Annotated in this window: 25 protein-coding genes; 10 read left to right on the top strand and 15 right to left on the bottom strand. The window is 40.9% G+C overall.

Annotated features, from left to right (window positions below; all coding sequences use genetic code 11):
• Positions 1 to 38: 38 nt before the first annotated feature.
• From acnA to J7338_RS04405, 3 genes are all read right to left on the bottom strand, one after another.
• Positions 39 to 2,786 carry an aconitate hydratase AcnA gene (gene acnA, locus J7338_RS04415; protein ID WP_210795934.1) on the bottom strand — a complete coding sequence of 916 codons (2,748 nt, stop codon included), beginning with the start codon at positions 2,784 to 2,786 and terminating at the stop codon, positions 39 to 41.
• A 197-nt stretch (positions 2,787 to 2,983) separates the two neighbouring features.
• Positions 2,984 to 3,412 carry a hypothetical protein gene (locus J7338_RS04410; protein WP_210795933.1) on the bottom strand — a complete coding sequence of 143 codons (429 nt, stop codon included), beginning with the start codon at positions 3,410 to 3,412 and terminating at the stop codon, positions 2,984 to 2,986.
• 76 nt (positions 3,413 to 3,488) lie between these two features.
• The gene (locus J7338_RS04405; protein WP_210795932.1) at positions 3,489 to 3,872 is read right to left on the bottom strand and encodes an RNA-binding S4 domain-containing protein; all 384 of its coding nucleotides are present in this window, start codon (positions 3,870 to 3,872) and stop codon (positions 3,489 to 3,491) included.
• A 264-nt stretch (positions 3,873 to 4,136) separates the two neighbouring features.
• Between J7338_RS04405 and J7338_RS04400 the strand changes: the two genes are divergently transcribed.
• The 3 genes from J7338_RS04400 to J7338_RS04390 all read left to right on the top strand — a co-directional run bounded on the left by J7338_RS04400 (position 4,137) and on the right by J7338_RS04390 (position 6,035).
• The gene (locus J7338_RS04400) at positions 4,137 to 4,424 is read left to right on the top strand and encodes a hypothetical protein (RefSeq protein WP_210795931.1); all 288 of its coding nucleotides are present in this window, start codon (positions 4,137 to 4,139) and stop codon (positions 4,422 to 4,424) included.
• Positions 4,425 to 4,479: 55 nt separating this feature from the next.
• Positions 4,480 to 5,142: a hypothetical protein gene (locus J7338_RS04395; protein ID WP_210795930.1), complete on the top strand. Its 663-nt coding sequence runs from the start codon at positions 4,480 to 4,482 to the stop codon at positions 5,140 to 5,142.
• Positions 5,143 to 5,225: 83 nt separating this feature from the next.
• The gene (locus J7338_RS04390) at positions 5,226 to 6,035 is read left to right on the top strand and encodes an arylamine N-acetyltransferase family protein (protein WP_210795929.1); all 810 of its coding nucleotides are present in this window, start codon (positions 5,226 to 5,228) and stop codon (positions 6,033 to 6,035) included.
• Here J7338_RS04390 and J7338_RS04385 read toward each other — a convergent pair.
• The 5 genes from J7338_RS04385 to glnA all read right to left on the bottom strand — a co-directional run bounded on the left by J7338_RS04385 (position 6,024) and on the right by glnA (position 11,136).
• Positions 6,024 to 6,482: a Crp/Fnr family transcriptional regulator gene (locus J7338_RS04385; protein ID WP_210795928.1), complete on the bottom strand. Its 459-nt coding sequence runs from the start codon at positions 6,480 to 6,482 to the stop codon at positions 6,024 to 6,026. The genes J7338_RS04390 and J7338_RS04385 overlap by 12 nt on opposite strands.
• A 29-nt stretch (positions 6,483 to 6,511) precedes the next feature.
• Entirely contained in the window at positions 6,512 to 7,897 is a 1,386-nt protein-coding gene (gene ntrC, locus J7338_RS04380; RefSeq protein ID WP_210795927.1) for a nitrogen regulation protein NR(I), read from the bottom strand.
• Positions 7,898 to 7,915: 18 nt separating this feature from the next.
• Positions 7,916 to 8,986 (bottom strand): nitrogen regulation protein NR(II), encoded by a 1,071-nt coding sequence (gene glnL / locus J7338_RS04375; RefSeq protein ID WP_210795926.1) that lies wholly within the window; start codon positions 8,984 to 8,986, stop codon positions 7,916 to 7,918.
• 90 nt (positions 8,987 to 9,076) lie between these two features.
• Entirely contained in the window at positions 9,077 to 9,589 is a 513-nt protein-coding gene (locus J7338_RS04370) for a DUF4124 domain-containing protein (RefSeq protein WP_210795925.1), read from the bottom strand.
• Between the two features lie 140 nt (positions 9,590 to 9,729).
• Positions 9,730 to 11,136 (bottom strand): glutamate--ammonia ligase, encoded by a 1,407-nt coding sequence (gene glnA / locus J7338_RS04365; RefSeq protein WP_210795924.1) that lies wholly within the window; start codon positions 11,134 to 11,136, stop codon positions 9,730 to 9,732.
• 520 nt (positions 11,137 to 11,656) lie between these two features.
• Between glnA and typA the strand changes: the two genes are divergently transcribed.
• Entirely contained in the window at positions 11,657 to 13,480 is a 1,824-nt protein-coding gene (gene typA, locus J7338_RS04360; RefSeq protein ID WP_210795923.1) for a translational GTPase TypA, read from the top strand.
• 336 nt (positions 13,481 to 13,816) lie between these two features.
• Here typA and J7338_RS04355 read toward each other — a convergent pair whose 3' ends face one another.
• Both J7338_RS04355 and J7338_RS04350 read right to left on the bottom strand, forming a co-directional pair.
• A complete protein-coding gene (locus tag J7338_RS04355) occupies positions 13,817 to 14,908 on the bottom strand; it encodes an MBL fold metallo-hydrolase (RefSeq protein WP_210795922.1) in 1,092 nt (363 codons plus the stop codon).
• Positions 14,909 to 15,085: 177 nt separating this feature from the next.
• A complete protein-coding gene (locus J7338_RS04350) occupies positions 15,086 to 15,742 on the bottom strand; it encodes a DUF2959 domain-containing protein (protein ID WP_210795921.1) in 657 nt (218 codons plus the stop codon).
• Positions 15,743 to 15,830: 88 nt separating this feature from the next.
• Here J7338_RS04350 and J7338_RS04345 point away from each other — a divergent pair, with 88 nt between their 5' ends.
• Genes J7338_RS04345 through dtd form a run of 3 tightly spaced genes read left to right on the top strand, consistent with a single transcriptional unit; the run spans position 15,831 to position 18,135 of the window.
• The gene (locus tag J7338_RS04345; protein ID WP_210795920.1) at positions 15,831 to 16,724 is read left to right on the top strand and encodes a virulence factor BrkB family protein; all 894 of its coding nucleotides are present in this window, start codon (positions 15,831 to 15,833) and stop codon (positions 16,722 to 16,724) included.
• A gap of 32 nt (positions 16,725 to 16,756) precedes the next feature.
• Complete coding sequence (locus J7338_RS04340) at positions 16,757 to 17,710, top strand: alpha/beta fold hydrolase (RefSeq protein WP_210795919.1); 954 nt, start codon at positions 16,757 to 16,759, stop codon at positions 17,708 to 17,710.
• Entirely contained in the window at positions 17,698 to 18,135 is a 438-nt protein-coding gene (gene dtd / locus J7338_RS04335) for a D-aminoacyl-tRNA deacylase (RefSeq protein WP_210795918.1), read from the top strand. The genes J7338_RS04340 and dtd overlap by 13 nt, the downstream gene beginning before the upstream one ends.
• Before the next feature lie 13 nt (positions 18,136 to 18,148).
• Here the strand turns inward: dtd and J7338_RS04330 are convergent, their stop codons facing one another.
• On the bottom strand, positions 18,149 to 18,838 hold the full coding sequence (locus J7338_RS04330; protein WP_210795917.1) for a spermidine synthase: 690 nt from the start codon (positions 18,836 to 18,838) through the stop codon (positions 18,149 to 18,151).
• Positions 18,839 to 19,055: 217 nt separating this feature from the next.
• On the opposite strand from J7338_RS04330, the gene J7338_RS04325 reads away from it, so the two are divergent.
• Positions 19,056 to 19,949 carry a bifunctional GNAT family N-acetyltransferase/hotdog fold thioesterase gene (locus J7338_RS04325; protein ID WP_210795916.1) on the top strand — a complete coding sequence of 298 codons (894 nt, stop codon included), beginning with the start codon at positions 19,056 to 19,058 and terminating at the stop codon, positions 19,947 to 19,949.
• A 48-nt stretch (positions 19,950 to 19,997) separates the two neighbouring features.
• Here the strand turns inward: J7338_RS04325 and J7338_RS04320 are convergent, their stop codons facing one another.
• On the bottom strand, positions 19,998 to 21,035 hold the full coding sequence (locus tag J7338_RS04320; RefSeq protein ID WP_210795915.1) for a phospholipase A: 1,038 nt from the start codon (positions 21,033 to 21,035) through the stop codon (positions 19,998 to 20,000).
• Between the two features lie 289 nt (positions 21,036 to 21,324).
• On the opposite strand from J7338_RS04320, the gene J7338_RS04315 reads away from it, so the two are divergent.
• Both J7338_RS04315 and J7338_RS04310 read left to right on the top strand, forming a co-directional pair.
• Entirely contained in the window at positions 21,325 to 22,035 is a 711-nt protein-coding gene (locus tag J7338_RS04315; RefSeq protein ID WP_210795914.1) for a hypothetical protein, read from the top strand.
• Between the two features lie 14 nt (positions 22,036 to 22,049).
• Positions 22,050 to 22,274 (top strand): hypothetical protein, encoded by a 225-nt coding sequence (locus J7338_RS04310; RefSeq protein WP_210795913.1) that lies wholly within the window; start codon positions 22,050 to 22,052, stop codon positions 22,272 to 22,274.
• 115 nt (positions 22,275 to 22,389) lie between these two features.
• On the opposite strand, the gene J7338_RS04305 is transcribed toward J7338_RS04310, so the two are convergent.
• The 3 genes from J7338_RS04305 to J7338_RS04295 are packed head-to-tail and all read right to left on the bottom strand — an operon-like array spanning position 22,390 to position 25,462.
• Positions 22,390 to 23,511, bottom strand: coding sequence for a succinylglutamate desuccinylase/aspartoacylase family protein (locus tag J7338_RS04305; protein ID WP_210795912.1), 1,122 nt, complete (start codon positions 23,509 to 23,511; stop codon positions 22,390 to 22,392).
• Between the two features lie 5 nt (positions 23,512 to 23,516).
• Complete coding sequence (locus J7338_RS04300; protein WP_210795911.1) at positions 23,517 to 24,722, bottom strand: PLP-dependent decarboxylase; 1,206 nt, start codon at positions 24,720 to 24,722, stop codon at positions 23,517 to 23,519.
• Entirely contained in the window at positions 24,722 to 25,462 is a 741-nt protein-coding gene (locus tag J7338_RS04295) for a 2,3,4,5-tetrahydropyridine-2,6-dicarboxylate N-succinyltransferase (RefSeq protein ID WP_210795910.1), read from the bottom strand. Before J7338_RS04295 ends, J7338_RS04300 begins: the two co-directional genes overlap by 1 nt.
• Positions 25,463 to 25,475: the final 13 nt, after the last annotated feature.

Below are 25,475 nucleotides of genomic sequence, written 5' to 3'. Positions count from 1 at the left end.
CAAAGCAAATTAATTTTGCAAAGCCCTGTTATTATATATTAGCTAGTTAACATATTACGCAGTACATACTGTAAAATGCCGCCATGTTTGTAGTAATCCCACTCTTTGGGGGTATCAATGCGGACATCGGCATTAAAGCTGCGTTTTTTGCCTTCGCTATTAGTAGCCACGACACTAACTTCTTTGGTTTTATCGTAGAGGCCTTCGATATCGAACTGCTCTTGACCTGTTAACCCCAGTGATTCATGACTCTCGCCTGCTTTAAATTGCAGTGGTAGTACACCCATGCCAATTAGGTTCGAGCGGTGAATACGTTCGTAACTTTGCGCAATGACCGCTTTAATACCTAATAATAGCGAGCCTTTCGCTGCCCAATCTCGTGATGAGCCTGTACCATACTCCGCACCAGCAAGTACCACGAGTGGCACGCCTTGCTGTTGATACGCCATTGCTGCATCGTAAATACTGGCAAGCTCATCATCAGGTTGAGTGCGCGTTACACCACCTTCAGTGCCTGGTGCAAGCAAGTTTTTTAAGCGTACATTGGCAAATGTACCACGCATCATTACTTCATGATTACCACGGCGAGAACCGTACGAGTTAAATTGCGATTTATCTACGCCATTTTCTTGTAAGTATTCGCCAGCAGGCGCGCTTGTTTTTATTGCGCCTGCAGGGGAGATGTGGTCGGTAGTGACGGAATCGCCAAGTTTAGCTAAACAGCGAGCACCGCTAATTGTAGGAATACCAGGAGGTTCAATGCTCATACCATCAAAGAATGGTGCTTTTTTAATGTAGGTTGAGGCATCATTCCAATCATACAATTTGCCATCTGGAATTTTTATCTGCTGCCAACGATCATTCCCTTTATAAACATTGCCGTAGCTGGTAGCGAACATTTCTTTAGTGACGGTTTTTTTCACGAGTTCATTTACTTCGCTGACGCTAGGCCAAATATTTTTAAGATAAATATCATTACCATTAGCATCTTGCGCAAGTGGCTCGTTATAAACATCGATATCTGTACGACCCGCAATCGCATAGGCGACAACTAAAGGTGGAGAGGCTAAAAAGTTCATTTTCACATCTTGATGAATACGCCCTTCAAAGTTACGGTTGCCTGATAAAATAGAGCTTACAACCAGTTTATGTTTTTGAATCGCGTCAGATATTTCTTCGGCGAGTGGGCCTGAATTACCAATACAGGTAGTACAGCCATAACCCACGAGGTTAAAGCCAAGGGCATCTAAATCATCCATTAGGCCTGCTTTTTCTAAGTAGTCAGTGACCACCTGTGAACCCGGTGCGAGTGATGTTTTTACCCAAGGTTTTACGTTAATTCCTAACTGGCGAGCTTTTTGCGCGACTAAACCCGCAGCTAAAATAACACTTGGGTTTGAGGTATTGGTACAGCTGGTAATAGCAGCAATAACACAAGCGCCATCTTTAAGCTCAAATTCTTGACCTTTAAAGTGTACCTTTGCAGCGCCCATAAATTGGGCTTCATTGGTTGGCTCATCAGGATTAGTTGCAGGGCCTTCAGCTTCGATACGTGTTTGTTGTTCATCACTATTATCGCGTTTAGCAAGACGTTCATCTTGAAAAGTTTTTAAATGACTGGCAATAATTTCGCCAGCTTTATCCAGTGCTATTCTGTCTTGTGGGCGTTTCGGACCGGCAAGGCTTGGCACTACATCATTTAGATTTAATTCGAGCTTGTCGGTGTAATTTGCTTCATCACCATCGTTACGCCATAGGCCTTGGTGTTTCGCGTAGTCTTCTATCAGTTTGAGCTGGGTTTCATCGCGGTTGGTTAAACGAAGGTAATTAATCGTTTCATCATCGATAGGGAAAATACCACAAGTAGCGCCGTATTCTGGTGCCATATTAGCTATGGTTGCGCGGTCGGCCAGTGGTAAATCAGCAAGGCCATCGCCATAAAACTCTACAAATTTACCGACAACGCCATGCTTACGCAGTATTTCAGTAACGGTCAGTACTAAATCGGTCGCTGTGGTGCCCTCAGGTAAACGGCCATTAAGTTTCATACCTACCACTTGTGGGATCAATAAGCTAATAGGTTGGCCAAGCATTGCGGCTTCGGCTTCAATGCCTCCCACACCCCAACCAAGCACGCCTAAGCCGTTGATCATAGTGGTATGTGAATCAGTACCAACTAAAGTATCTGGGTAAGCAAATTTTTGGCCGTTGCGATCTTCGTTAAATATAACGCGGGCAAGGTATTCTAAATTCACTTGGTGAACAATCCCCGTTGCTGGTGGCACTACTTTTAAGTTATCAAACGCCGTTTGACCCCAACGTAAAAACTCATAGCGCTCTTTGTTGCGTTCGTATTCAAGTTTGGCATTTAAATCAAAAGCGCCATCATTACCATAACCATCAACTTGTACAGAATGGTCAATAACCAATTCAGCTGGAGAAAGTGGGTTAATTTTAGCTGGATCGCCGCCAAGTCTTTCCATAGCATCACGCATTGCGGCCAAATCGACAATTGCGGGTACGCCGGTAAAATCTTGCATTACTACGCGTGCTGGCGTAAATGCAACTTCGGCGGTTGGTTTGGCTTGTGGATCCCAATCTAATAATGCATCGATATCTGGTGCTTTGATATTTACGCCATCTTCATTGCGTAATAAGTTTTCGAGTAGGATCTTGAGCGAGAACGGCAGTCGCTTGGCTTTGTCGCCTAACCCTTGCAGTGAATGAATATGAAACTGCTCGCCATTAATAGTGAGTTGTTTTTGGGTATCAAAACTATTATTCATTATATGCCCCTAAAGTAGATGAATGTCCTTAAATGGTAAATGTAACCTCTCTTTGAAGAATTAAAATGCAAAGTATATACCAGTGTGTTTTTGCGCAATTTTAATACAGATAACAGAGTGTATATGATACTGAAAATTTATATTTCAAGGCATGGGTAGTAAAATCAATCAAAGCAACGCAAGCTTGCAGTGATGTTTTATCTCAGCCAGCCTTGTTGTTTGCCACGATGGCTAAGTTGTAACAATAAAACCGCGATGATGATCACCAGCAGTGGCATAAATACAGCACTCGCACCGAGTAATTCAATACTGTTAATGACGATGAAATTATAAAACTGCTGGATAAAAATCGCGATTAAAGACAACGTAAAACACACTTGCGCAATGGCATTTTTAAGCAATAAGAAAACACAGCCTAAGGTGCCAGAAAAAACGGCTACAGCAAATGCTAAGGTAGACCATAAAGGGGTATTTGAATATGCAGCTTGTTGATCTGCCGGAAGTTTACTAATCATCTCAGGAGTCATCAGCAGTTGCATAATAAATGCAATTACCCCAAGTAAATTCCAAACTAATGTGGCCCAAGCAATACTTTTGAGCCAACTAGGGGCTGTTGAAGTCGTCATAAAATGCTTTCTATTTGTAATTATTTAGAAAATAATTAAAGACGACCCCAAAGTGTTTTACAAGTTATGCAGGTGATTAACCAAATGAAATTGGACGACGGCCCGTTTTTTCATCTACTTTCGGCTTTTTAGTACGTTTACGTTTGTTTTTAGGTGCCGCTGGTGTTTCTTGTGTAGGGCTTTTTACACTCTCAGATTGAGTATTTTCCACAGCACGTTGCACAGGCGTTGCATCTTCACTTAGGGTTAACTTAAATAGCTCACCATCAAATTCAAGTACATCACCACTGTATAATTTTTTCCGTTTGATTGTACAAATTTCATGGTTAACACCCACATAACCCTCAGTAATGAGGTTTTTTGCTTGGCCGCCACCTTCAACTAAATCAAGAACTTTTAAAAGTTTACATAACTCAATCGGTTCTTCTTCTAATTCAATTTCAATGTATTCGTCGTTCATGTTTGATCTCATTAAGGTAGGGCATAGCTTGTAGTATAAAGGCTATGCGCGGCTTTTGCATCAAGCCATCTAATCTCTGCGAGACTTTCAATACAAATAACCGATAACTTTTTGGTATTTTTGACTGGCTTTAAAAAAACTGCAGTAATTGCGGTGTAAGCTGCCCTTGTAAAATCTGGCCTGTTATTTGCCATAAATGGTGAAAATTAATAACCGCTAGATGCAGTAAGTTAAGTGCTCATGCACTGAAAAATGGAGTAGAAGATGGGCGTAAGATTAGCAATGAGAAAAGAGTTAATGGGTTTAAATAACTCAGATATGTTAACAGCTGATGATGTCAGAGCGCACCTAACTCAACAGGTAAAACAACAGCCGCATAGTACGCAAAAAGGTTTTTCGGTAATTTCTAAGTTTAATGATAATCACAGTCAATTACTCAGTGGTGATAATAACCGCGAGCGTTTGCTGGAGTTTCAACGTCATCGTTTATTTAAAGACGTGCTATACACTAAACAAAGCGTTGATGTTTGGTTAAATAGCCAAATAAATTAAGTTGCTATAATAGGGCACCTCTAATAGACTACATTTGTAATCATTTGGAGGTGTTATGCGAAATGGAATTTTAATCTGCATGTTGTTATTACTAACTGCGTGCCAACAACCAACAATATATGTATACACGCAAGCGTTAACAGAGCTAGAAAAACAACAGCTAACAATACGCTTACAGCAACAACCATTACCGTATCAGTTTATTCAATTACCGATACCCAAAGAGTTTGCCGCTGCGACACTGTTAACTTCCGAAGATAAGCTACTTACAGCTGAAACCGAGCAGCTTGCTGATATTATGCAAGCAATGGGCTATCAGCCACAGATACACTATGCGTCGGCAGCAAATCATCATTATAGCAATGGCAATATTGGCTTTTACTTGCGTGGTGAGCAAATAGAGCTAGGTTTTGATGTGCCAGAACAAATGCGAACTACTGGTTGCGTTGAAGATCGTTACAATGGTCTCAAAGTTAGATTTGTTGATAACTTGGTTGAATTTGCTTTACTAAATGGTGCCCGCGCTCAGTTAGTTTGGCAGCGTTATGAAAATTATTTAGTCATCAATTATAGAGATACTTCGCAGTCATACACGCATTTAAGCCCTTTGGTTGCTACTCCTTTTGGGGAAAAGCCCTCAGACACATTTCGCTATAACGCACACATTGCAGGGCCGCAATGGTTAAACTGCTCGCTACAAGTTGTGTATATGGATTAATTTTTATAATAAACGCTTTACCTTAACTTAACTTGAGGTTTTAGGCTGTGCATAAATTATCAAACTAATTACATGGACGCTTTATGCACGCTTATATCAAAAACTATTTAACCACTTTGCAGTGTAGCCTTGAACAGGCGAATAAGGATTTACATTTAGTTGCTCGTCTGCAGGCACTCCACGTGGCTAAATATAGCTTTAGCAGTGTTAATGCATTGCAAAATCTGTTTTTAAGTAATGACCCAGAGCAATTATTTAAACGCTTAATTACTGAACAGCAAGGAGGCTATTGCTTTGAACATAACAAAATTTTTTACCTCGCTTTGCAGGCATTAGGTTTTGATGTAGAAATACTGATTGCACGAGTAATGCTAAATGGCCAGCACGACAATCCACGTTCACATCGGTTGACGCTCTTAACACTTGAGGGAAAAAAATATTTAGTGGATGTGGGTTTTGGCGTGAGTACACCGATAGTGCCTTTAGCGATTGATCAAAGTGGTATTGTTATTGATGGTTTAAATAAATATTGTATTGTTCGTGATGGCAATATTATTACTGTTCATCAGCAACAGCCCGAGGAAAAATTTTTATACCGCGTTGAGCTCGCAGAGTTTTTTGAAAGTGATTGTGAAATTGCACATTTTTATAGCCATCAACACCCAAGTGCGGCATTTGTGAATAACTTAGTGGTATCTCGAATTGTTGATGGTGAGCGCTATCTGATTCGTAATCATTGTTTCTCTTATTGGCATGAAGCAAAGTCAATGCATAAAGAACAAGCCATCGAAAGTAGTGAGCATTTATATCAGTTACTGAGAGAGGTCTTCCTATTGAATATATCACTACAGTCTACACAATGGCTATTTACCAAAATGCGCTCAGCCTTGTGACTCAATATAGTGATTAAGCTTTGCAATACGTTCGCTCATACCTTCGATAATACGGTCTTTAATTTTTTCGCGGATCACATTGGGTAAACGAGTCAGTGCTTCAGGTGTTATTGCTAACACTATAGTATCGCTTTTAGCGCGAGCACTAGTGGTACGCTCGCGATTGTTAATAAATGCTCCTTCACCAATAAATTCGCCGGGTTCAATGGTGCCTAAATCCATTAAATGACTATGTTTAAATACCACAATAGCGCCGCTGAGCACGATATACAGTTGTTTGTCGTTATCAAATTGTTTAAATACAAAACGGTCTTTATTTATCAAGTATAAGTGACTGAATGACTCCAGCAATACTTGGCGCTCATTGAGGCTGAACTCTCTAAAAAAACTCAGCCTATTGAGTATCGTCATCTGCTTTATTAATGGAATATGCTCGATTAACTTCAACTTATTTTCCTTTGTTTGAGCATGGGATGTTAGCTGATATTGCGCTCTTTTAATTTACGGGTCAATGTGTTGCGCCCCCAGCCAATTTTAACCGCCGCTTCTTGTTTGTGACCAGCGCAGTTTGCCAATGCGGTTTTAATTAGGCGGGTTTCTAATTGCGCTTGTATATTAGGCCAGATGTTTTCTTTGCCTTGTTTAAGCTCTATATTCAGCCATTGCTGAAATGCATCGAGCCAGTCACCTTCTTGTTGAGTCTCGTCAATTGCTAAGATCTCTGGAGGTAAGTCTTGCTCACTCACAAGCTCGCCGGGAGCCATAACGGTAAGCCAGCGGCAGGTGTTCTCTAGTTGACGAACATTGCCAGGCCAGTTGAACAAGCGTAGTAAGTCGATGGCTTTTGAGCTGAGAATTTTGCTTTCAACTTGTAAGTCTTTGGCGCTTTTATGTAAAAAATGTTGTGCTAAGCGTTCAATGTCTTCGGTACGTTCACGCAGTGCAGGTAGGCGCAGACGCACAACATTTAAGCGATGAAATAAATCGTCTCTGAACTTGCCTTGTTTTACTAAGTCTTCAAGGTTTTGGTGAGTCGCGGCAATGATCCGCACATCAACTTTAATGCTTTGGTAACCACCAACACGGTAAAACTCTCCATCAGCTAAAACACGTAATAAACGGGTTTGTACATCCAGCGGCATATCACCAATCTCATCTAAGAATAGCGTACCGCCATTGGCTTGCTCAAAGCGACCTTTACGTACGCTATCAGCACCAGTAAAAGCGCCTTTTTCATGGCCAAATAGCTCTGATTCAACCAGTTCTTTTGGAATAGCGGCCATGTTCAAGGCAATAAATTGGTTTTCTTTGCGTGGGCTGTGGTTATGTAAGGCACTGGCTACCAGTTCTTTACCGGTACCAGATTCACCATTGATAAGTACGCTCATACTTGATGCTGACAGCTTACCTATTGCCCGAAATACCTCCTGCATGGCTGGTGCTTCGCCAATGATATGGGCACTCTTAGGTGGTGCAGGTTTACGTTTTACTTTTTTAGTTGAGTTAGCGCGGCACGCGCTTTCTACTAACGCAACGGCTTCATTTAAATCAAATGGTTTGGCTAGGTATTCAAATGCGCCTTTTTGAAACGCATTCACCGCTGAATCTAAATCTGAATGCGCAGTCATGATGATCACCGGCAAGCCCGGATTTTGCTCTGCAATAAGCTCAAGCAACGCCATGCCATCCATACCAGGCATTCTTACATCAGAGACTAGCACGGTTGGTTGGCTAAACTTTAATGCTGACAGCACGTCTTGTGCATTAGAAAAACTTTCAGCATTAAACCCTGCGCGAGTTAGTGCTTTTTCAAGTACAAAGCGAATAGATGCATCGTCATCAACCAGCCAAACTGTTTTCATGCCAACTCCAAAAACTGATTAATCCGCAAAAGGCAGATATATATTAAACTCTGTATGACCTGGCCAGCTATCGCATTCGATATAACCATTGTGTTGATCGATCAAGGTTTGTGCAATAGAGAGACCTAAGCCAGAACCACCTTCTTTGTTAGTGATCATCGGGTAAAATAATGTCTCTTTGATGCTGGAATCGATACCTGGTCCGTCATCTGAAATTTGGATCAGCAGTGCCTTTTTAGGGGCTTTGCCGGGGCGACGTTGTTGATGATTGATGCGTGTTTTAATTTTTATCACGCCACCATAGACTAACGCTTGTTGTGCATTTCGAACGATATTAAGAACCACTTGCTGAATTTTACCTTGGTCAATAAATACATCCGGAATACTTGGATCGTAATCTTTTTCCAAACTAATATTGGCGCAATTATCTAATGTACTGAGCTTAATTACAGACTCTAAGGTTTGGTGAATATTACCGTATGATTTTTGCGGTAATTGATTCGGCCCTAGCAATCTGTCTACCAGCTCTCGTAAGCGGTCGGCTTGCTCAATGATCAGTTCTGCACACTCATCCCGTTCTTGCTGATCAACCTCATACTGCAATAATTGCGCCGCTCCGCGAATTCCACCTAAAGGATTTTTAATTTCATGGGCAAGTCCGCGAATTAGGTTACGAGCAGCTTGATATTGATGCATTTGATTAGAAGCTTGATCGTGGCGAATTTCATCATCGGTTTGGCGACACTCGAATAAGATAAAATACTCATTTTGTAACTTTACGCGACGTGAACTAATTGCCAGTTTGGCATGACGAGAATCAACAAAAACCACGTCAGCTCTATGCTGGTGGCAATCTACACCATCTACCAAAGAGTATTGTGCAATGCGTTTAAGGTCAATGGAATGGTAGTTAAAAAGACTGTCAAGCGGTTGATTGAGAATCCGCTTAGGACCTAACCCTAATAATTCACTGGCGCTATTATTAGCGTAAGCAAGGGTGAATTTTTGATCAAGTAAGATCACTGCTGTTGACAGGTTTTGCCAAATGCTAGTGAGTAGTTCAGAGTTAAAATTTTTATTATCGAGCATGATTGCACCATTTTAGTGCGTTGATGATTGTTAGCAGCTTAGCATAAATATTTTTAGTAAATTATGATCTTTGATAGAAATACATGGTTTTTATAAAGACGATGCTCTGTGCATATAAAATGTGCTTACTGGACTCACGGAAACAACAGTGCCTTGTGGATCAAATAACTTCAGTTGCAATGTGTGTTCGCCACGGTTTACCTCGCGCAGAGCAAAAGTACTGATATTGCTAGGAGCTGCGTAGGGTGCACCATCAACCAGTAGTTGAATTTTAAAACCATTCTCAAAGCGAGGTGTAATACGGCTAGTTACATACACTGAGCCGGTATTTTCACGAACCGTGTCTTGATCGGCAGGGGAAGAAATAACTGCTTCATAGCTTTTTACAGTCGTTGGTTGCTGTACATCTAAAATGCTTGTATCAACAGTCGGCATAGACAAACTTTGATTGGTGAGCTTGATTTCTTGCGCACCAGGTTTAGGAGTATCTGAAAATACGGATACACCATTTTTATCTTTCCATGAATAAATTTTTTTATCGCCAGAATAGCCATGAAAGCTGATTAAAATTAGAGTTACTAGTAATAAAAGCGTATTTTTCACTTTACCACCTTTCCACCTTGCATTTTTTGCACTAATTAAACTTTAGTGGAGAATGGGGAAATTAGCCATAAAAAAAGCCCGCAGAACGGGCCTTGAGAACACACATATATTATCCTATAGATAATTTTTCTACAGTGCGATTAACAGCTGTAGTACATCTCGAACTCAACTGGGTGAGTTGTCATGTTAAGTTTTTCAACTTCTTTGGACTTAAGTGCAATGTAAGCATCAATTAAATCATTAGTGAATACACTACCTTGATTTAAGAACTCACGGTCTGCATCAAGTGCGGCTAGTGCTTCACTTAATGAAGATGCAACTGTTGGAATTTCAGCTGCTTCTTCAGCTGGTAAGTCGTATAAATCTTTATCCATTGCATCGCCTGGGTGGATCTTGTTCTTGATACCGTCAAGGCCTGCCATTAACATTGCTGAGAATGCTAAATAAGGGTTAGCCGTTGGATCTGGGAAGCGTACTTCAATACGACGACCTTTTGCAGATGGAACCACTGGGATACGAATAGAAGCAGAACGGTTACGTGCAGAGTATGCAAGCATTACTGGCGCTTCAAATCCTGGAACTAAACGTTTGTATGAGTTAGTTGACGCGTTAGCAAAAGCGTTGATTGCTTTAGCATGTTTGATGATACCACCAATGTAGTAAAGCGCGTCTTCAGAAAGACCGCCGTACTTATCACCTGCGAATAAGTTTACGCCGTCTTTAGCTAAAGACTGGTGACAGTGCATACCTGAACCGTTATCGCCAACAACAGGCTTAGGCATAAAGGTTGCTGTCTTTCCGTATAAATGAGCCATGTTGTGAATAACATATTTCATTTCTTGGATTTCGTCCGCTTTTAAAACCATAGTGTTAAAGCGAGTTGCGATTTCGTTTTGACCTGCAGTCGCCACTTCGTGGTGATGTGCTTCAACAACTTGCCCTAGCTCTTCAAGAACTAAACATGTTGCAGAACGCCAATCCTGAAAATCATCAACAGGTGCAACTGGGAAGTAACCGCCTTTAACACCTGGACGGTGGCCTGTGTTGCCATCTGCATACTCTTTATCTGAGTTCCAAGCAGCTTGCTTAGAATCAATTTTATACATAGAACCTGACATGTCAGTTTTGTATTTAACATCATCAAATACAAAGAATTCAGGCTCAGGGCCAAATAAAACTGTGTCCGCGATACCCGTAGAACGCATGTACTCTTCAGCGCGTTTAGCAACAGAACGCGGATCGCGCTCATAACCTTGTAATGTACTAGGCTCAACCACGTCACAACGCAAGATTAAAGTTGCTTCTTCTGTAAAAGGGTCTAATTTAGCTGATTCAGCAACCGGTAGTAATACCATGTCTGATTCGTTAATGCCTTTCCAACCAGCAATTGAAGAACCGTCAAACATTTTGCCGTCTTCAAAGAAATCTTCATCTACTTGATGATGAGGAATAGAAACATGTTGCTCTTTACCTTTGGTATCAGTAAAGCGTAAATCAACGAACTTAACGTCATTTTCTTTAATAAAATCTAAAACCGATTGTGACATGTGTCCTCCAACTGTTGGGTTTTATTTTTGCTGCATAATTGCTTTTGCTTTCTAGTAAGCGGCTTCCATGCCATATTTTTAATCCTTTGTTTTTAATCGTTTAAATGTGCTGTTGGTTGCTATCTTTCGGTATTATTGCACCAAGATGGAGCGTGGCGAGATCATTTTGGTGCATGCATTAAGTGAATGCTATTTACGAACAAGCTGTACATATAACGAACACTACTATTTTGTTAACTTACTTTGCAAATACTGCCAAATAATAACAATTATAGCTAGGTATGAGCAAAATAGTGGCAAATTGAAAAATTAAATTAATGAAAATGTCATATATAAAACATATACTTATTAGAAGTATGAAGAAAGTTTTGAAATATATATTGGATAAACTTTCATCCATGTCATTAATAAGGGATAATATGCGCCCTTTTAAATCCTATGCTGGGACATCTCGTGAAAACGCAGATGAGTGCGTAGATCTTGCAGGATCATTGAGAATTTAATTTCTCTGAGTAAAAATATGAGCATCGAAAAGTTAAGAAATATAGCGATTATCGCGCACGTTGACCACGGTAAAACAACACTGGTTGACAAACTACTTGAGCAATCAGGTACATTAGAAACACGCGGCGGTAACGAAGAGCGCGTGATGGACTCAAACGACATTGAGAAAGAACGTGGTATTACCATTTTGGCTAAAAACACAGCCATTTCATGGAATGACTACCATATCAATATCGTAGATACCCCTGGACACGCGGACTTTGGCGGTGAAGTTGAACGCGTACTTTCGATGGCTGACTCAGTATTACTACTTGTTGATGCTCAAGAAGGTCCAATGCCACAAACGCGTTTTGTTACGCAAAAAGCATTCGCGCAAGGCTTAAAGCCAATCGTTGTTATCAATAAAATTGATAAGCCAGGTGCGCGTCCTGATTGGGTTATGGATCAAATCTTTGATTTATTCGACAACCTAGGCGCAACTGATGAACAGTTAGATTTTAAAGTAATCTACGCATCAGCAATCAACGGCTGGGCAACATTAGATTTAGACGAGCCATCAGAAAACATGGAACCTATGTTCAAGATGATCGTTGACGAAGTATCACCACCGGATGCAGATCCTGAAGGTGACTTCCAAATGCAGATCTCGCAACTTGATTATAACTCATATGTTGGTGTAATCGGTATAGGTCGTATCAAGCGTGGTTCTGTTGCTCCTAACCAACAAGTTACTATCATTGGCGCTGACGGCTCTAAACGTAACGGTAAAATTGGTGCAGTACAAAGCTACTTAGGTCTTGAGCGTATCGAAACTGATAAAGCTTATGCCGGTAACATCGTAACAGTAACAGGTATTGGTGAGCTTAAGATTTCTGATACAGTTTGTTTCCCTAGCAACGTTGAAGCATTACCACCACTAAGTGTTGATGAGCCAACTGTAACAATGACGTTCTCTGTAAATAACTCACCTTTCTGTGGTAAAGAAGGTAAGTTTGTAACATCACGTAATATCCGTGAGCGTTTAGACAAAGAATTAGTACACAACGTAGCACTTCGTGTTGCTGATACAGATAACCCAGATAGCTTTCGTGTATCGGGTCGTGGTGAATTACATCTTGGTATCTTAATCGAGAACATGCGTCGTGAAGGTTACGAGCTTGCTGTATCTCGTCCAGAAGTAATCTTACGTACTGTTGATGGTGTGTTAGAAGAACCGTATGAAACACTAACAATTGACTGTCAAGAAGAACATCAGGGTTCTATCATGGAGCAAATTGGTCTTCGTAAAGGTGAACTTACTGATATGGCCCCAGATGGTAAAGGCCGTATGCGTTTGGACTTTATGATCCCTAGCCGTGGTTTAATCGGTTTCCAAACTGAGTTCATGACGTTAACATCTGGTTCTGGTTTACTTTACCATACGTTCGATCACTACGGTCCGCACAAAGGTGGCGAGCTAGGTGTTCGTAAGAACGGCGTAATGATTGCAAACGCGACTGGTAAAGCACTAACTAACGCATTATTTAACTTACAAGAGCGCGGCCGTTTATTTATCGGTCACGGTGTTGAAGTATACGAAGGAATGGTTATCGGTATTCATAGCCGTGATAACGACCTTACAGTTAATGCACTTAAAGGTAAGCAACTTACTAACGTTCGTGCATCTGGTACAGATGAAGCACAAACACTAACACCAGCACTTAACTATTCACTTGAGCAAGCGCTTGAGTTTATTGCTGATGATGAACTAGTAGAAGTTACACCAGAGAACATTCGTATTCGTAAACGTCATTTAACTGAAAATGAGCGTAAACGTGCGGGTCGTGCACCTAAAGCATAATCACCTTATTTAAATAAAGTGATTTTTTTAAAAGCCGCTGTATTGCAAAAATACAGCGGCTTTTTAGTGGGTGAAATAGGAGCTGTAAGCGTGAAGCGGTCAGATTAGAACAGTGCAGTTGGATAGTTTGGTGTTAGTAATAATTGTTAGGCGAAAGGCGCTAGACTTTGAAAAACCTTGCAACAGAATCTATCCCTGAAATAACTTTTCCCTAAAGCGCAACGCCTCTTAACCTCTTTGTGAATAATTTACTTAAAGATCTTTTGCACAAGGAGAAGAGAATGAGAAGTAAAAGAGAGGGCTTAATATTGTCGAGTACTCAAAGCCTGTTAATTACTACAATTGCGCACTTTGCCCTTCATTTAAAATATACAGCGGGATTTGTGACTTCATCTCATCATACATATGCAATAAGCGCAGCAATGCAGAATGGCTGCTGTGATCGCCCATCTTCCAACTTGAGTTGCCATAGCCCCACGGTATCATAACTTTACAATTAAGCTCCTGTGCGGCTGTTAAGGCATCCTCAGGAGTAGTATGTACATAACGATACCAGTTGCCATTCTCTTCGTGGTAATAAGAGGCAATCGGCATTAAACAGATATCAATATCACCGTATTTTTGTTGGATATCCTTAAAATGTTGGGAGTAGCCAGTATCGCCTGCAAAAAATAAAGTGCTGCCATTTTGCTCAAGTAACCAGCCATTCCATAAATCTTTATCGCGATCTTCATAAATAAAAGGTACCAGCACGCGGGCGCTAAAATGATGTGCAGGTAGCGCATGAATGGTTAAATCATCAATGTCAGTGTTTGCGTACCACGCCATTTCGCTGATATTAAAACCACCGGTAGGAAAGTTATCTGCCATACCAAGTGGTGTTAAGTAGCGAGGTTTATTACCGATGCTTTCAATGTCTGCTTTATTGAAGTGATCGTAATGAATATGAGAATAAATTACTGCGTCTAGATTATTAAGCTCGCTTTCGCTAAGCCAATCGCCAGGTTTACGGTAAAACCCAGAAGCAAGCCGAAAAGCTAAATCAACAGGGGAGTCAAATTGCTCTTTTACTGGGTCAAATACAACTTGCTGGCCGTTAGGAGTGTTGATCATAAACCCGGCGTGACCGAGCCAGCGTACTGTGTAGCCGGTATTTAGTTGTGGTGCTAGTTGCGCGCCTTGATAGAGGCAGTTTTCACCCGGAGTTTCACATACCAAGTTAGCATTACTTGGGTAACAATCGCTTTCGCAGCTAATCGGATAGGTTTTTTTCCCTGGATAGAGGTTGTGGTAGCGCCCAGCCTGTTCACCCTCTTGATGAAGTGGCACAACAGTATCAGCGCCTGCAATTCTTTGCACATGATTGGCAGTGCTACACGCAGCTAATAAACTTGATGCGATAATTAAACTAACTGCACGTATTTTCATTGTTTAATGTTTTTATAATTCTAATTAGGTAGAATTGTAGCAAAAATAGCCGATGAAAAAACACTTAAAAAGTAACAAGATATAACAACAAAAAAGCCTACATAAATGTAGGCTTTGATTACTCTGCGACTAGCAAACTAGCGCTCTTGATAAGTGACAGGCAAACTCACAGCTGATTTAGCCTGCTTTACTCATTTGCTCAATAAATTTATTAGAATCAGCAATCGACTTGTTCATATCATCCATTAACACTTTTATGTCGCGCTTAAGATTAGTGAATTCACCTTGAATGGCTGATACAGCTTGTGCATTAAGGTTATGCTTCAAGTATAAAACATTGTCATGCAGTGATGACAGTACCGGCTCCATCTTGCTTTCAGCATTACGCATTGAGCGTAATAGTTTATCAAAGTCACGTTTGGTTGCGGTGAGCTTTTTATTGCTTTCACGTTTAAGTGAAGGGTTAGAATATTGTTCTAATTCCTCGCTCCATTCTTCAAACAATGCTTCAGCTACATCTTCAACTTTGTTGATGTTGTTGGTAACGTCATTAGCTGCTGCTAGGCTAGACTCGTAGTCATCGTTGAGTTGATCATAGGCTGCTTGTACATCTCCACCATCAAAGTTAATCAATGTTGTTAAACGTTCAAGTGCTGATTGGAATTCCTCTTGAGACTCTTCTTGAGATTCTTTAGTTGCTTCTACGCGATCCACTAAAATGTCACGCTTATGCACACCAACTGATTCCATAGCCGAGTAATATGCAGATTGGCAGCCAGATAAAGCCAGTGATAAGGCCAATATTGGTGCGCTGAGTAAAGTCAGTTTTTTCATCGAGATCCCTTTTTAAATCCGTTAGTGCTGTAAATTATGTGGTGGATTGCTATGATAATCAAAACTATTTTAGCAGAAAGTTAACTTTATGAATGAAAAGGTCGCACATTATAAACAGCAGTTGAGGGTACTTATACGTCAGCAGCCAACGTGGTGGATGCAGTATATTAATCGCTGCATTGACGACCAAATCACTGTAAATGCTGGTTATTTAGCCTATGTAACCTTACTTTCATTGGTTCCTTTAATTGCAGTTGGCGTGGCTATTTTCTCGGCTTTTCCTGGCTTTGAAGATACCCGTATTGCTATTGAAAACTTTTTATTTACTAACTTTGTGCCTACCTCATCAGATGTAATTAAAGAGCATATAACGTCTTTTGCAGGTAATGCCAATCAAATGACCGCTGTAGGTATTGGTTTTCTCGCAGCAATAGCATTGCTACTGATCCGTAATGTTGATGCGACGCTGAATCGTATTTGGCGGATTAAAACCAAACGACCAATGATGATTTCTTTCGCGGTATATTGGATGGTATTGAGTTTAGGGCCATTGTTATTAGGCGCAAGTATTGGTGTTACTTCATATATTGTGTCGTTAGTCTCATTTGCCGATCAGGGTATTCCGGGCTTTAGTGGCTTTTTATTAAAGTTGCTGCCTTATTTAATTTCTATGGCTGGCTTTATTATGCTCTATACTTTAGTGCCTAATACTCGCGTACCTTTTAAAGCCGCAGTGCCAGGTGCTTTATTTGCGGCCTTGTTGTTTGAATTAACTAAAAAAGGTTTTGCGCTTTATATCAGTCATTTTCCTTCTTACGAAGTGATTTATGGTGCGGTGGCAACTATTCCAATTTTGTTTGTGTGGGTGTATTTGTCGTGGGTGGTTGTGTTACTCGGTGCAGAGTTTACAGTGTGCATTGGCCCTAAACATATCGAAGATACACCCGATATTATCCTTGATGAGGGCGATGCTAATAAGTAATTCACTGCATCGCTGATAGGAGAATCGGTATTATGCAGTTATATCCAAATATTACCCCATACCATGACTTTCATTTGAGTGTGGGGAGTGGGCACCAAATTCATGTACAAGAGTTCGGTGATCCAGCTGGCTTGCCAGTGGTAATTTGCCATGGCGGGCCCGGCGTGGGTTTGCATGCTGATAATTGCCGTTTCTTTGATCCTACCCGTTATCGTATTATTTTATATAGCCAACGCGGCTGTGGGCAATCAACTCCTCATTTAACTAGCGCTAATACAACCACTGAACTGGTCGCTGACCTTGATTATTTACGCACTTACTTAGGGCTAGAAAAGTGGGTGTTAAGCGGAGGTTCGTGGGGAGCAACTTTGTGTTTACTGTATGCCATTGAACACACTCAACATGTACATGGGTTAATTTTACGAGGCACATTTTTGGCTACTTCAGCCGATTTTCAGTGGTTATATAGTCGTCATGGTGCTGCTGCACATTTTTATCCTGAATTATATGCGCGTTTTTCTCAGGAGTTACCTGATGTTGCCAGTATTTTTGCGTTTTATCGGCGGCAATTAAGTGATGATAATCAAATTAATGCAAATCACTTTGCTAAATTATGGTGCCAATGGGAAAACGTATTGAGCCATGGTAAACAGCAACATCAATGGGGGTTAAGTTCACCACAGTTGGGGCTTAATATGGCGCGTTTAATGGTCCATTACTTTACTGCTCAGTGTTTTATTGCTGATAACTTCATTGGTGAACACTATAAAAAAATTAGTAAAATTCCTACTTGGTTTATTCATGGCAGGCATGATTTAGTGTGTCGTTTTAATGGCGTACAGCATTTAGCCGAGCAACTCAATGCTCAGTTGCTTATTTTAGATGGTGTTGGGCATGGTGTTGATAGTAATGTATATTTAGCGGCAGTGCGGCGTGCAGCCGATCTTATGTGTATCAAATTATCGAGGAATAGATGCAAGGATTAATTCAGCGCGTAAAACACGCAAAAGTTGAAGTGGATGGCCAGGTGATTGGGCAAATTGAGCAGGGACTTTTATTGTTGCTTGGAGTTGAAAAGCATGATGACCAACAAAGCACTGATAAGCTGCTACATAAAGTTAGCAATTACCGCGTATTTAGCGATGAAAACGACAAAATGAATTTAAGCCTGCAAGATGTTCAAGGTGAGTTATTGGTGGTATCGCAATTTACTCTAGCGGCAGATACTAAAAAAGGCATGCGGCCAAGCTTTTCATCAGCAGCCACACCTGCACAAGCTAATGAGCTATACGAATACTTTGTTAGCCAAGCTAGAGTTATGGGTTTAAGCGTAGCTACAGGGCAATTTGCTGCGGATATGCAAGTAAGTTTATGTAATGATGGGCCGGTGACATTTAATTTAACAGTGTAGTTAAGGGTAACAGTTATTTTCTGATCACGACGATGTTGTTGGCATAACCTGGAATTTTTTCGATGCTAGGTATTTTACCAAAAGTGGTGATCAGCAAATGTTCTAACTGCTTTAATTGTGATTCATGACCAGATAAAAAATTAATAAACAAATAGCCATTTTTAGTTAAAGCACAGCGCAGTTTTTCGTAAAAGCGGTGTGTGTATAAAAATAATGGCGCATCTAATTGGCTAAATAGGTCAAGAATGATCCAATCGTATTGTGGGCCATGCTCTAATACAGCTTCAGCATCAAAACAACGTAAATTTGTTGCATGATCACCACCAAAAAAACGCTTATAGCAATGAATGATATTAGGGTTTTTCTCTACAGATAATAGCTGACTATCAGGGTAGGTGTATTGTAAATAATTGCGGATGGCGCCGCCACCTAAGCCCAGTTCAAGTACGGCATTTGGTGCTGGGAGTGGTTGCCATAATTGCGCTAAATATTGTAAATGCGGAAACAGTAAATGGCTTGGGCTGCTTTTCTCGACCACTGACTGTAGTGTTTCATTGATCAATAACCAACGTAACTGCTTATGTTGGCGTACCTGAATGCAATCGGCGCCATATTTGTGCCAATAGAGTAGTTGCCCGATACGGTGACAATCTTCGATAAAGCTGTGCTTTACTGCCCCGTTGTCTTCAAAAAAATGTTCCATAGTTACATCAGCATAGACGAGTCAACCTAAAGTGCCAATATGTCTATCAAGTTTTACAGGTAAAGTAGTTATTTTGCGTTGCTCACCAAAGTCGTATTCCAAGTTTTTACCAGATGGAGTATGGTAGTTTGCAAATAATAACTGACCGCATTTTTAGTTAGATAAACGCATCTTGAATTAACAAGCGTTTGCGGCCTTGGTAGCAACAGGAGTGATTATGTTTCAGGTGACAACACCACAAAGTAGCGAAGATTGGCAAGCGTATTATCAATTACGTTGGCAAGTATTGCGCGCACCTTGGAATGAACCGCGTGGTTCTGAGCAGGATGATTTAGAGCAAGATGCTGAGCATCGCTTTATTAAAAATAAAGAGGGGGCAGTGTTAGGTGTTGCACGACTGCATTTTAATAATCAACAACAAGCGCAAGTCCGTTATATGGCGGTTGCACAAGGTAACCGTAATCAACACATCGGTAGTCGTTTATTGCATGAGCTTGAGAAAATCGCTTGGACTCAAGACGCCGATGAGTTAGTTTTATTCGCTCGTGAACGGGCATTAGAATTTTATAAGCGCCATGGTTATGAATTAAAAGAAAAGGCTCACTTAGCTTACGATGATGTACAACACTGGAAAATGGTGAAACAAAAACCGTCTGAGCCAGGCTGGTTCCGTCATCCTAATTGGACCCAAATTCTGCAAAATACATGGCGCGAATCTATCCCGATCAGCGATGCTATGGGCATTAAAGTTGAAAGTTACACTGATTGGCAATTTACCACCAGTGCAGATCTAAATGCGAACTTAAACTTGCATAACACTATGTTTGCTGGCTCTATTTATAGTTTAGCGACGTTAACCGGCTGGGGCGCAACGTATTTAGCACTCAAAGAAGCCGGCCTTGAAGGTAATATTGTGTTAGCCGATGCTAATATTAAATATTTAAAACCACTCAATAACGACCCGCGTGGCAGTGTGGATTTAAGTGGCTGTAAAGGCAAATTGGCGGAGCTGGAAACGGATGGTAAAGCAAGCTATGTAGTGCCCGTTGAGATTTACGATGGTGAGTCACTGGTCGCTGAATTTGAAGGCACATTTAAAATTATTAAGTAGCTAAAATTAAGAGCAAAAAAAGGCCAAGCAAGTGCTTGGCCTTAACTTTTATAGTAAGTCAGTTAACAATATACCCACACCAATACGCTCTATATCAGCGTTATAATCAATTAAGCTTTCACCGTAACCGTTAAAGTATTGGGCATAACCACGCACCCGTCCCCATAAAGGGAATGACCAATCAAGCTGAATTGCGCCCCGATTGTCTGAATTTAAGTTGTTACGGGTCATAAAGCTAAATTCATTATCATTAAGTCGATATGCACCGCTAAATTCAAAGTAACCCATGTATTTGTAAATATCAGGGTTATCATCACCTCTTGGATCTAATGGCGTTTCCTTCTCGCTTTCTGAAATACGGTACCAAGGTTTAAAACTAAACACAAAGCCATCGTTTTCCCACAAAAAGTTTGCATAAATACGGTTCCATGAGCGCGAATCTGGCTGACTATTACCGTTAGATTGATGCGAAATACCAAGCACCACTGCCATTTCGTCGCCCCATGGCACGTGCTCTTTATCTAAATAATTAACCCAAAAAATTTCTGGCTCATAGTTGGTTTCACGAAATGGTGAAGAGCTTTCTTTGTTATAAAGTTGCCAATATGACTGTAATGTAAAGGCAAAAAATATAGCTTGGTCTTCATCAGAAAAATCATCGAAAATAGGCACCTTAATTGAAAGCTGGTATTTTGCTTCTAAATTATCGAGCGGTTCGCCACTTTGCTCAGTATTCAGTTCGTCAAAGCCATCAAAGGGGCGTTCATTCGGATTTGAAACATAAGACAGCGGTAAAATATAGTTACGTCGGTGCGGAGTGATCACGTTACGATTTTTTTCACTGACCTGTTCGCGTGCTTTGCGTTTATCAAGTGCGGTAATCGTTTTACTTTCATCAAGTTTACTGCATTTTTCACGCAACTGAGCCAGAGTTTGGCTATCATCTCCACCAATTGCTTCATTTAAAATACACTGTTTTACCAGCTCTAAACCGTCACCCTGTTCGTTCTTTCTTGCTTCTTCGGTCTGCGCGTACACAGTGGCCGACATTAAGCTAGTCGCTATTAGCCAACAGTACCATTTCATTGCTATTCCTTGTAAGAGAAACTTATATCTATAAGTATACTGCTTTTTTACATAAGTAACCGTGAACTTTTACTGAACTAGATGTAGTTTTATTATTTTTGGCTAGTTATAAATTAAGTTGTGTTATGTTTGTTTTTTGTATACATTGTGATTTTGATTGTTAATCGTTTGGTTTTTCTGTTTACAACAAATAAAAGGATGTATTTAATGAAAAATATTACTGTCTACTTTAAGCTATGTTGCTAGTGCCGATGAATATATAACATGTAATTCATGTGATTATTCTTCAATGCAATCTAAAGCATTTAATAAAATTGCAAACCTTACTGATAATGACAGTATGAGTTCAGTACATAATACTCATGTTATTAGTGTATCAACAGGAGTTGTTAAATCATTCGTTGTAAGTTCACAACCTCGAATCAATCGCCATGGAGAATTAGAAACATTAATTTCAACTCAAGCGATCCCAGCGCCAAGTTATTTAGTTAACCAAACTAGTGTTGCATGGAATCAATACAAGGAAAAGTCTTCAAAACTTTTTGTACCAATCGAAAGTGGATTTGAAAGTGCGTGGAGTATCACTCAGAATACCAGTAATAGGTCACGTTTAGATGATTGGCTTGAAGAAAATCATTCGATCAATTATTGGTCTAGGCAAATTTCATCCACTTTTGGTGGCGCCCTATGGTCTCCTTTAGCTGGAACTGAATGGGAGATTGTATTTTCTGATGACTCTTCTTTAATTATGGTTGCATCAACAACGACTTCTTCAAGGTTAAAACTTTCTTACAAGGCAATGAGTGCTGAAGATGCAGACGGTAACAGAATCCCAGATGCAGGAATGTCAGTACAAGGTGAGTATACGTTTAGTAATGAACGCAACTTATCAAACTTCCTAGGTAAGCTATCACGGTATGGAATTAGGTATGTAGTAGTCCATTCGGGCAGCGTTGGCGGAAGGAAAAGAGTAACTATCACAGATATAAGTCGATATTAACAAGGGTAAATTATATGTATGATATTCTAGCAATGTTGAGGTCGGGTGAAATACATCCAATGCATGCGGTGGCTGTTTTTACTATTTTAGTGAGTATGTCAATTAACGTCATAGTTTCAAAAGTAAAAGGCTACAAGGTTCGCTATGCTATTGCAGCAGCACTGCCTCCATATTTAAATATTTGGTTCAGTGTTGGATATATTCTAATGGCAATCTTTAAGAAAAAGCAATCGCAGTAACATTGCTATTAAAAAGCTTGGTGGTAGTTGTAGTTTCCGCCAAGCTTTAGTAAGCAAAATTTGTGTTTACTTTGCTTACTCTCACGCAAAGAGAAGGGTGAGCTTTATATAAAAATTAAAGCTCAAATACGTTGGTAAAAAATTTATATAGCTCGGTGCCTTGGTTTACGCTTGCTGAGGCAAAATGCAAAATAGCGATCGCATCACAATCAAGGGTTAGGGTTTGTAATGGTTGCTCTGCGAGGTAGCGCTCCATACGCAATACTTTAGCTATGGGCTCGCCGGCTTTAATATGGCCGCCAAGTGGCGCGATATACTCAACCATGCCGCCCATAGGTGCATAGTAAGCAAGGTAATCATTTAAATCACAGCCGTAGCGCTTCATTACTTTTGGCTGATAGGGGGCATCAACGAATACCTGCTTATGATTTAGGTAACTTAAAATACTATTAGCATCATCAAGGGCGGCAGTTAAATCGATTTTTTCTTGGCTGCCGAGTTCGACCGTAAAAGCTTCAACTTGAACATTAAATTCACGCCCTTGTTGAGCTAATGCCTCGGTTAATTGCCACCATGGGCAAAAACTTGCTTCATCCATTGCTCCTGCAAAATCATTAGGGATGATTAATGCATGAGGAATATTAAAGTAGTTGGCACTGGCCTTGGCATAATCTGGGCAATATAAATGCTGACTCGAAATGGGGCCTGTGTGTAAGTCGAGCACGATATCAGCTTGGTGTGCCAATTTTTGCAAGTTAAGTGCAATGCGTTTGCCTGTAGTTAGGCGATAAGCTGGACCGCTTAGTTGTTGGTCTACTTCATCAATCAGTGCGGCTTTAAACTCACTTTTTAAGGTTTGCTCATCGGCATCACTATATTGCTCAGCAAATTGGCTCGCGAGCTTACTGTTGCAGTGATACATGCGGTTCCAGTTGGTGCCGGTGATTGGATCAAAACGACCAAGGGTGAATTCGCCCGATTTTTGATTGCAACCAATTGGGTTCGCGTAAGGCACCAGGGTGATGTCGCCTTTGAGTTCAAGATGCTTAAGCTGCTCAAGTAATTGGTAAATAACCGCATTGCCTTGTACTTCTGCACCGTGCATATTAGCTTGCACATATACACTTGGCCCAGTGCCATCGCCTTTTAAACGATAGACAGGAATTGTGAGCGGTAGGCCGTTGGCAACTTCACCAACTACTATGTTTTCTTGGCTTATAGCTTTAGTCGTACTCATCTCAATTACCTTAAGTAGTAGCTGGCATCTTCAGCTGTGCGAATACAGTTAAGCTCGCCATTTTGTAATGTGTATTCAGCGGCTAGCTCATGACATAAAAAATACGGCATACTTTCGGTAAAGCCGTACGCGCCACATTGGCTAAACACCAGCCAGTCTTGCTCATTTAAATCACTAGGTAATTGGTGTTCACCTAAGCAATCAAGTGCTGTACATAATGGCCCATATAAGCTCATAGTTTGGTATGCAGCAGTTGAGTCTCGTAATAATCGTGCCGGGAAATCTTGGCTGGTGACTGCAGGGCGCAATAAATGATTAATACCGCCGCTTAAGATCACTTGTTGTTGGGCATAGTTAAGTTTTCGCTCAACGACAGGCGTTGCGTAATGACCGCATTCGCCCACAGCATAACGGCCAAGCTCCATCCAGAGTTCTTGTACGCCTGCGGCATGTTTAATGTTAGCTAATGCATCAATGAGCGCATCCCAACTTAAGGTTGGTGCATCAAGAGTGTAAGGAATACCTAAACCACCGCCTAAGTCGAGTACTTTTAAGTGAATACCTAAGTCGTTGGCAAGCTTTGTTAGCGGTGCAATCATTTGTGACCAAAGTTCAGCTAGCTTGTCGCTGCTGAGCATGTTGCCCCATTGAAAAATATGCAGGCCATCAAAGCTAAGCGCTGGGTAGTCGCTAGTATTTAGCGCTTGCCATTCATCGCAACCTAAACCAAATGGAGTAAGGCTATCGCCACCAAGTGGGTTTTTTTCCCCTTCAGGCCAGCGTAATTGCACTCGCAGTAATACCTGTAACTGACTGTTTTGTAAGCTTGCTTGCTCGTTAAGCCAGCGTACTTGATTAAGGCTTTCGGCAACAAAGGTACGTACGCCGCGCGCAATAAAGTGTTTAATTTGTTTTGGGCTTTTGGCAGGCCCTGTATTGAGCACGCGCTCGCTGTTAATACCTTGTGCCAGAACTTGCTCAAGTTCGCCTTTACTTGCTACATCAAAGTTAAAACCCGCGTTATCTAAGCTTTGAATGACTTTAGATAATGGATTAGCTTTTACCGCATACCACAGTTTGACCTCGCTTTGCGCCACTAAACGCGCTAAATGTGCGTTTAGGGTATCAAGGTCGTAAATAAAAAATGGCGTATCAAGCGCAGTTGATAGCTCAGCAATGGCGGTTTTAACAGGCGTGCTCAAAAAGGTCATTAACGTAAAACCTCTTCAAGAAGTAATGATGCATCACTTTGTTCATCACGGTATTTTACAATTAATGCACACGACATACTTAATCCTTGCTCGCGGGCCCAAGTATTAGAAGCTGGACGAGAGCCTGGAATAACAATCGCGTATTCAGGAATAGGCTCGCCTTTAGCCAGCTGGCGCTCATTAACACAGTCATAAACTGGAATAGTTGCTGATAAGCGTACACCTGGTGCGAGCACCGCGCCTTTTTTCACTACTACGCCTTCAACAATCACGCAACCTGCACCGATGAATGCATCGTCTTCTACTACCACCGGGCTTGCTCCAATAGGTTCAAGTACACCGCCTAGTTGTACTGCAGCGCTTAAATGTACATTTTTACCTACTTGCGCACACGACCCCACTAACGCGTGGCTATCAACCATAGTGCCTTCGTCGATAAACGCACCAATGTTTACATATGCTGGTGGCATAATAATCGTGCCCTTAGCAACGTGTGCGCCACGGCGAACGCTTGAGCCACCAGGTACCATACGCACTCCAGCATCGGCTGCGAAACCTTGTGGTGCTAAGTTATGCTTATCAACAAAACCACCAGGGAATTCGGTGTTAGTGCCATTTTTAAATGCTTCTAAAATACCTTGTTTAACTTCAATATTCGCATGCCATTGGCCGTTTTCGTCTTGTGTTGCTGCGCGTACTGCGCCCGATTCTAAATTATTTAATAGTTCTAACCAGCTCATTATAAAAACCTGT

It is taken from the genome of Pseudoalteromonas ostreae (genome assembly GCF_018069805.1).
Lineage (GTDB): Bacteria > Pseudomonadota > Gammaproteobacteria > Enterobacterales > Alteromonadaceae > Pseudoalteromonas > Pseudoalteromonas ostreae.
Note: the sequence above shows the minus strand (reverse complement) of the source record. Positions and strands in the feature narration are given on the sequence as shown.

What these genes read in the sequence shown, in the direction of transcription:
- J7338_RS04295 (WP_210795910.1), bottom strand. Translation starts at nt 25,462, where the DNA reads ATGAGCTGGTTAGAACTATTAAATAATTTAGAATCGGGCGCAGTACGC.
- J7338_RS04325 (WP_210795916.1), top strand. Translation starts at nt 19,056, where the DNA reads ATGTTTCAGGTGACAACACCACAAAGTAGCGAAGATTGGCAAGCGTAT.
- J7338_RS04305 (WP_210795912.1), bottom strand. Translation starts at nt 23,511, where the DNA reads ATGAGTACGACTAAAGCTATAAGCCAAGAAAACATAGTAGTTGGTGAA.
- J7338_RS04400 (WP_210795931.1), top strand. Translation starts at nt 4,137, where the DNA reads ATGGGCGTAAGATTAGCAATGAGAAAAGAGTTAATGGGTTTAAATAAC.
- J7338_RS04315 (WP_210795914.1), top strand. Translation starts at nt 21,325, where the DNA reads ATGCAATCTAAAGCATTTAATAAAATTGCAAACCTTACTGATAATGAC.
- J7338_RS04340 (WP_210795919.1), top strand. Translation starts at nt 16,757, where the DNA reads ATGCAGTTATATCCAAATATTACCCCATACCATGACTTTCATTTGAGT.
- typA (WP_210795923.1), top strand. Translation starts at nt 11,657, where the DNA reads ATGAGCATCGAAAAGTTAAGAAATATAGCGATTATCGCGCACGTTGAC.
- dtd (WP_210795918.1), top strand. Translation starts at nt 17,698, where the DNA reads ATGCAAGGATTAATTCAGCGCGTAAAACACGCAAAAGTTGAAGTGGAT.
- J7338_RS04390 (WP_210795929.1), top strand. Translation starts at nt 5,226, where the DNA reads ATGCACGCTTATATCAAAAACTATTTAACCACTTTGCAGTGTAGCCTT.
- J7338_RS04405 (WP_210795932.1), bottom strand. Translation starts at nt 3,872, where the DNA reads ATGAACGACGAATACATTGAAATTGAATTAGAAGAAGAACCGATTGAG.
- ntrC (WP_210795927.1), bottom strand. Translation starts at nt 7,897, where the DNA reads ATGAAAACAGTTTGGCTGGTTGATGACGATGCATCTATTCGCTTTGTA.
- J7338_RS04355 (WP_210795922.1), bottom strand. Translation starts at nt 14,908, where the DNA reads ATGAAAATACGTGCAGTTAGTTTAATTATCGCATCAAGTTTATTAGCT.
- J7338_RS04300 (WP_210795911.1), bottom strand. Translation starts at nt 24,722, where the DNA reads ATGACCTTTTTGAGCACGCCTGTTAAAACCGCCATTGCTGAGCTATCA.
- glnL (WP_210795926.1), bottom strand. Translation starts at nt 8,986, where the DNA reads ATGCTCGATAATAAAAATTTTAACTCTGAACTACTCACTAGCATTTGG.
- glnA (WP_210795924.1), bottom strand. Translation starts at nt 11,136, where the DNA reads ATGTCACAATCGGTTTTAGATTTTATTAAAGAAAATGACGTTAAGTTC.
- J7338_RS04320 (WP_210795915.1), bottom strand. Translation starts at nt 21,035, where the DNA reads ATGAAATGGTACTGTTGGCTAATAGCGACTAGCTTAATGTCGGCCACT.
- J7338_RS04345 (WP_210795920.1), top strand. Translation starts at nt 15,831, where the DNA reads ATGAATGAAAAGGTCGCACATTATAAACAGCAGTTGAGGGTACTTATA.
- J7338_RS04330 (WP_210795917.1), bottom strand. Translation starts at nt 18,838, where the DNA reads ATGGAACATTTTTTTGAAGACAACGGGGCAGTAAAGCACAGCTTTATC.
- J7338_RS04350 (WP_210795921.1), bottom strand. Translation starts at nt 15,742, where the DNA reads ATGAAAAAACTGACTTTACTCAGCGCACCAATATTGGCCTTATCACTG.
- J7338_RS04395 (WP_210795930.1), top strand. Translation starts at nt 4,480, where the DNA reads ATGCGAAATGGAATTTTAATCTGCATGTTGTTATTACTAACTGCGTGC.
- acnA (WP_210795934.1), bottom strand. Translation starts at nt 2,786, where the DNA reads ATGAATAATAGTTTTGATACCCAAAAACAACTCACTATTAATGGCGAG.
- J7338_RS04310 (WP_210795913.1), top strand. Translation starts at nt 22,050, where the DNA reads ATGTATGATATTCTAGCAATGTTGAGGTCGGGTGAAATACATCCAATG.
- J7338_RS04410 (WP_210795933.1), bottom strand. Translation starts at nt 3,412, where the DNA reads ATGACGACTTCAACAGCCCCTAGTTGGCTCAAAAGTATTGCTTGGGCC.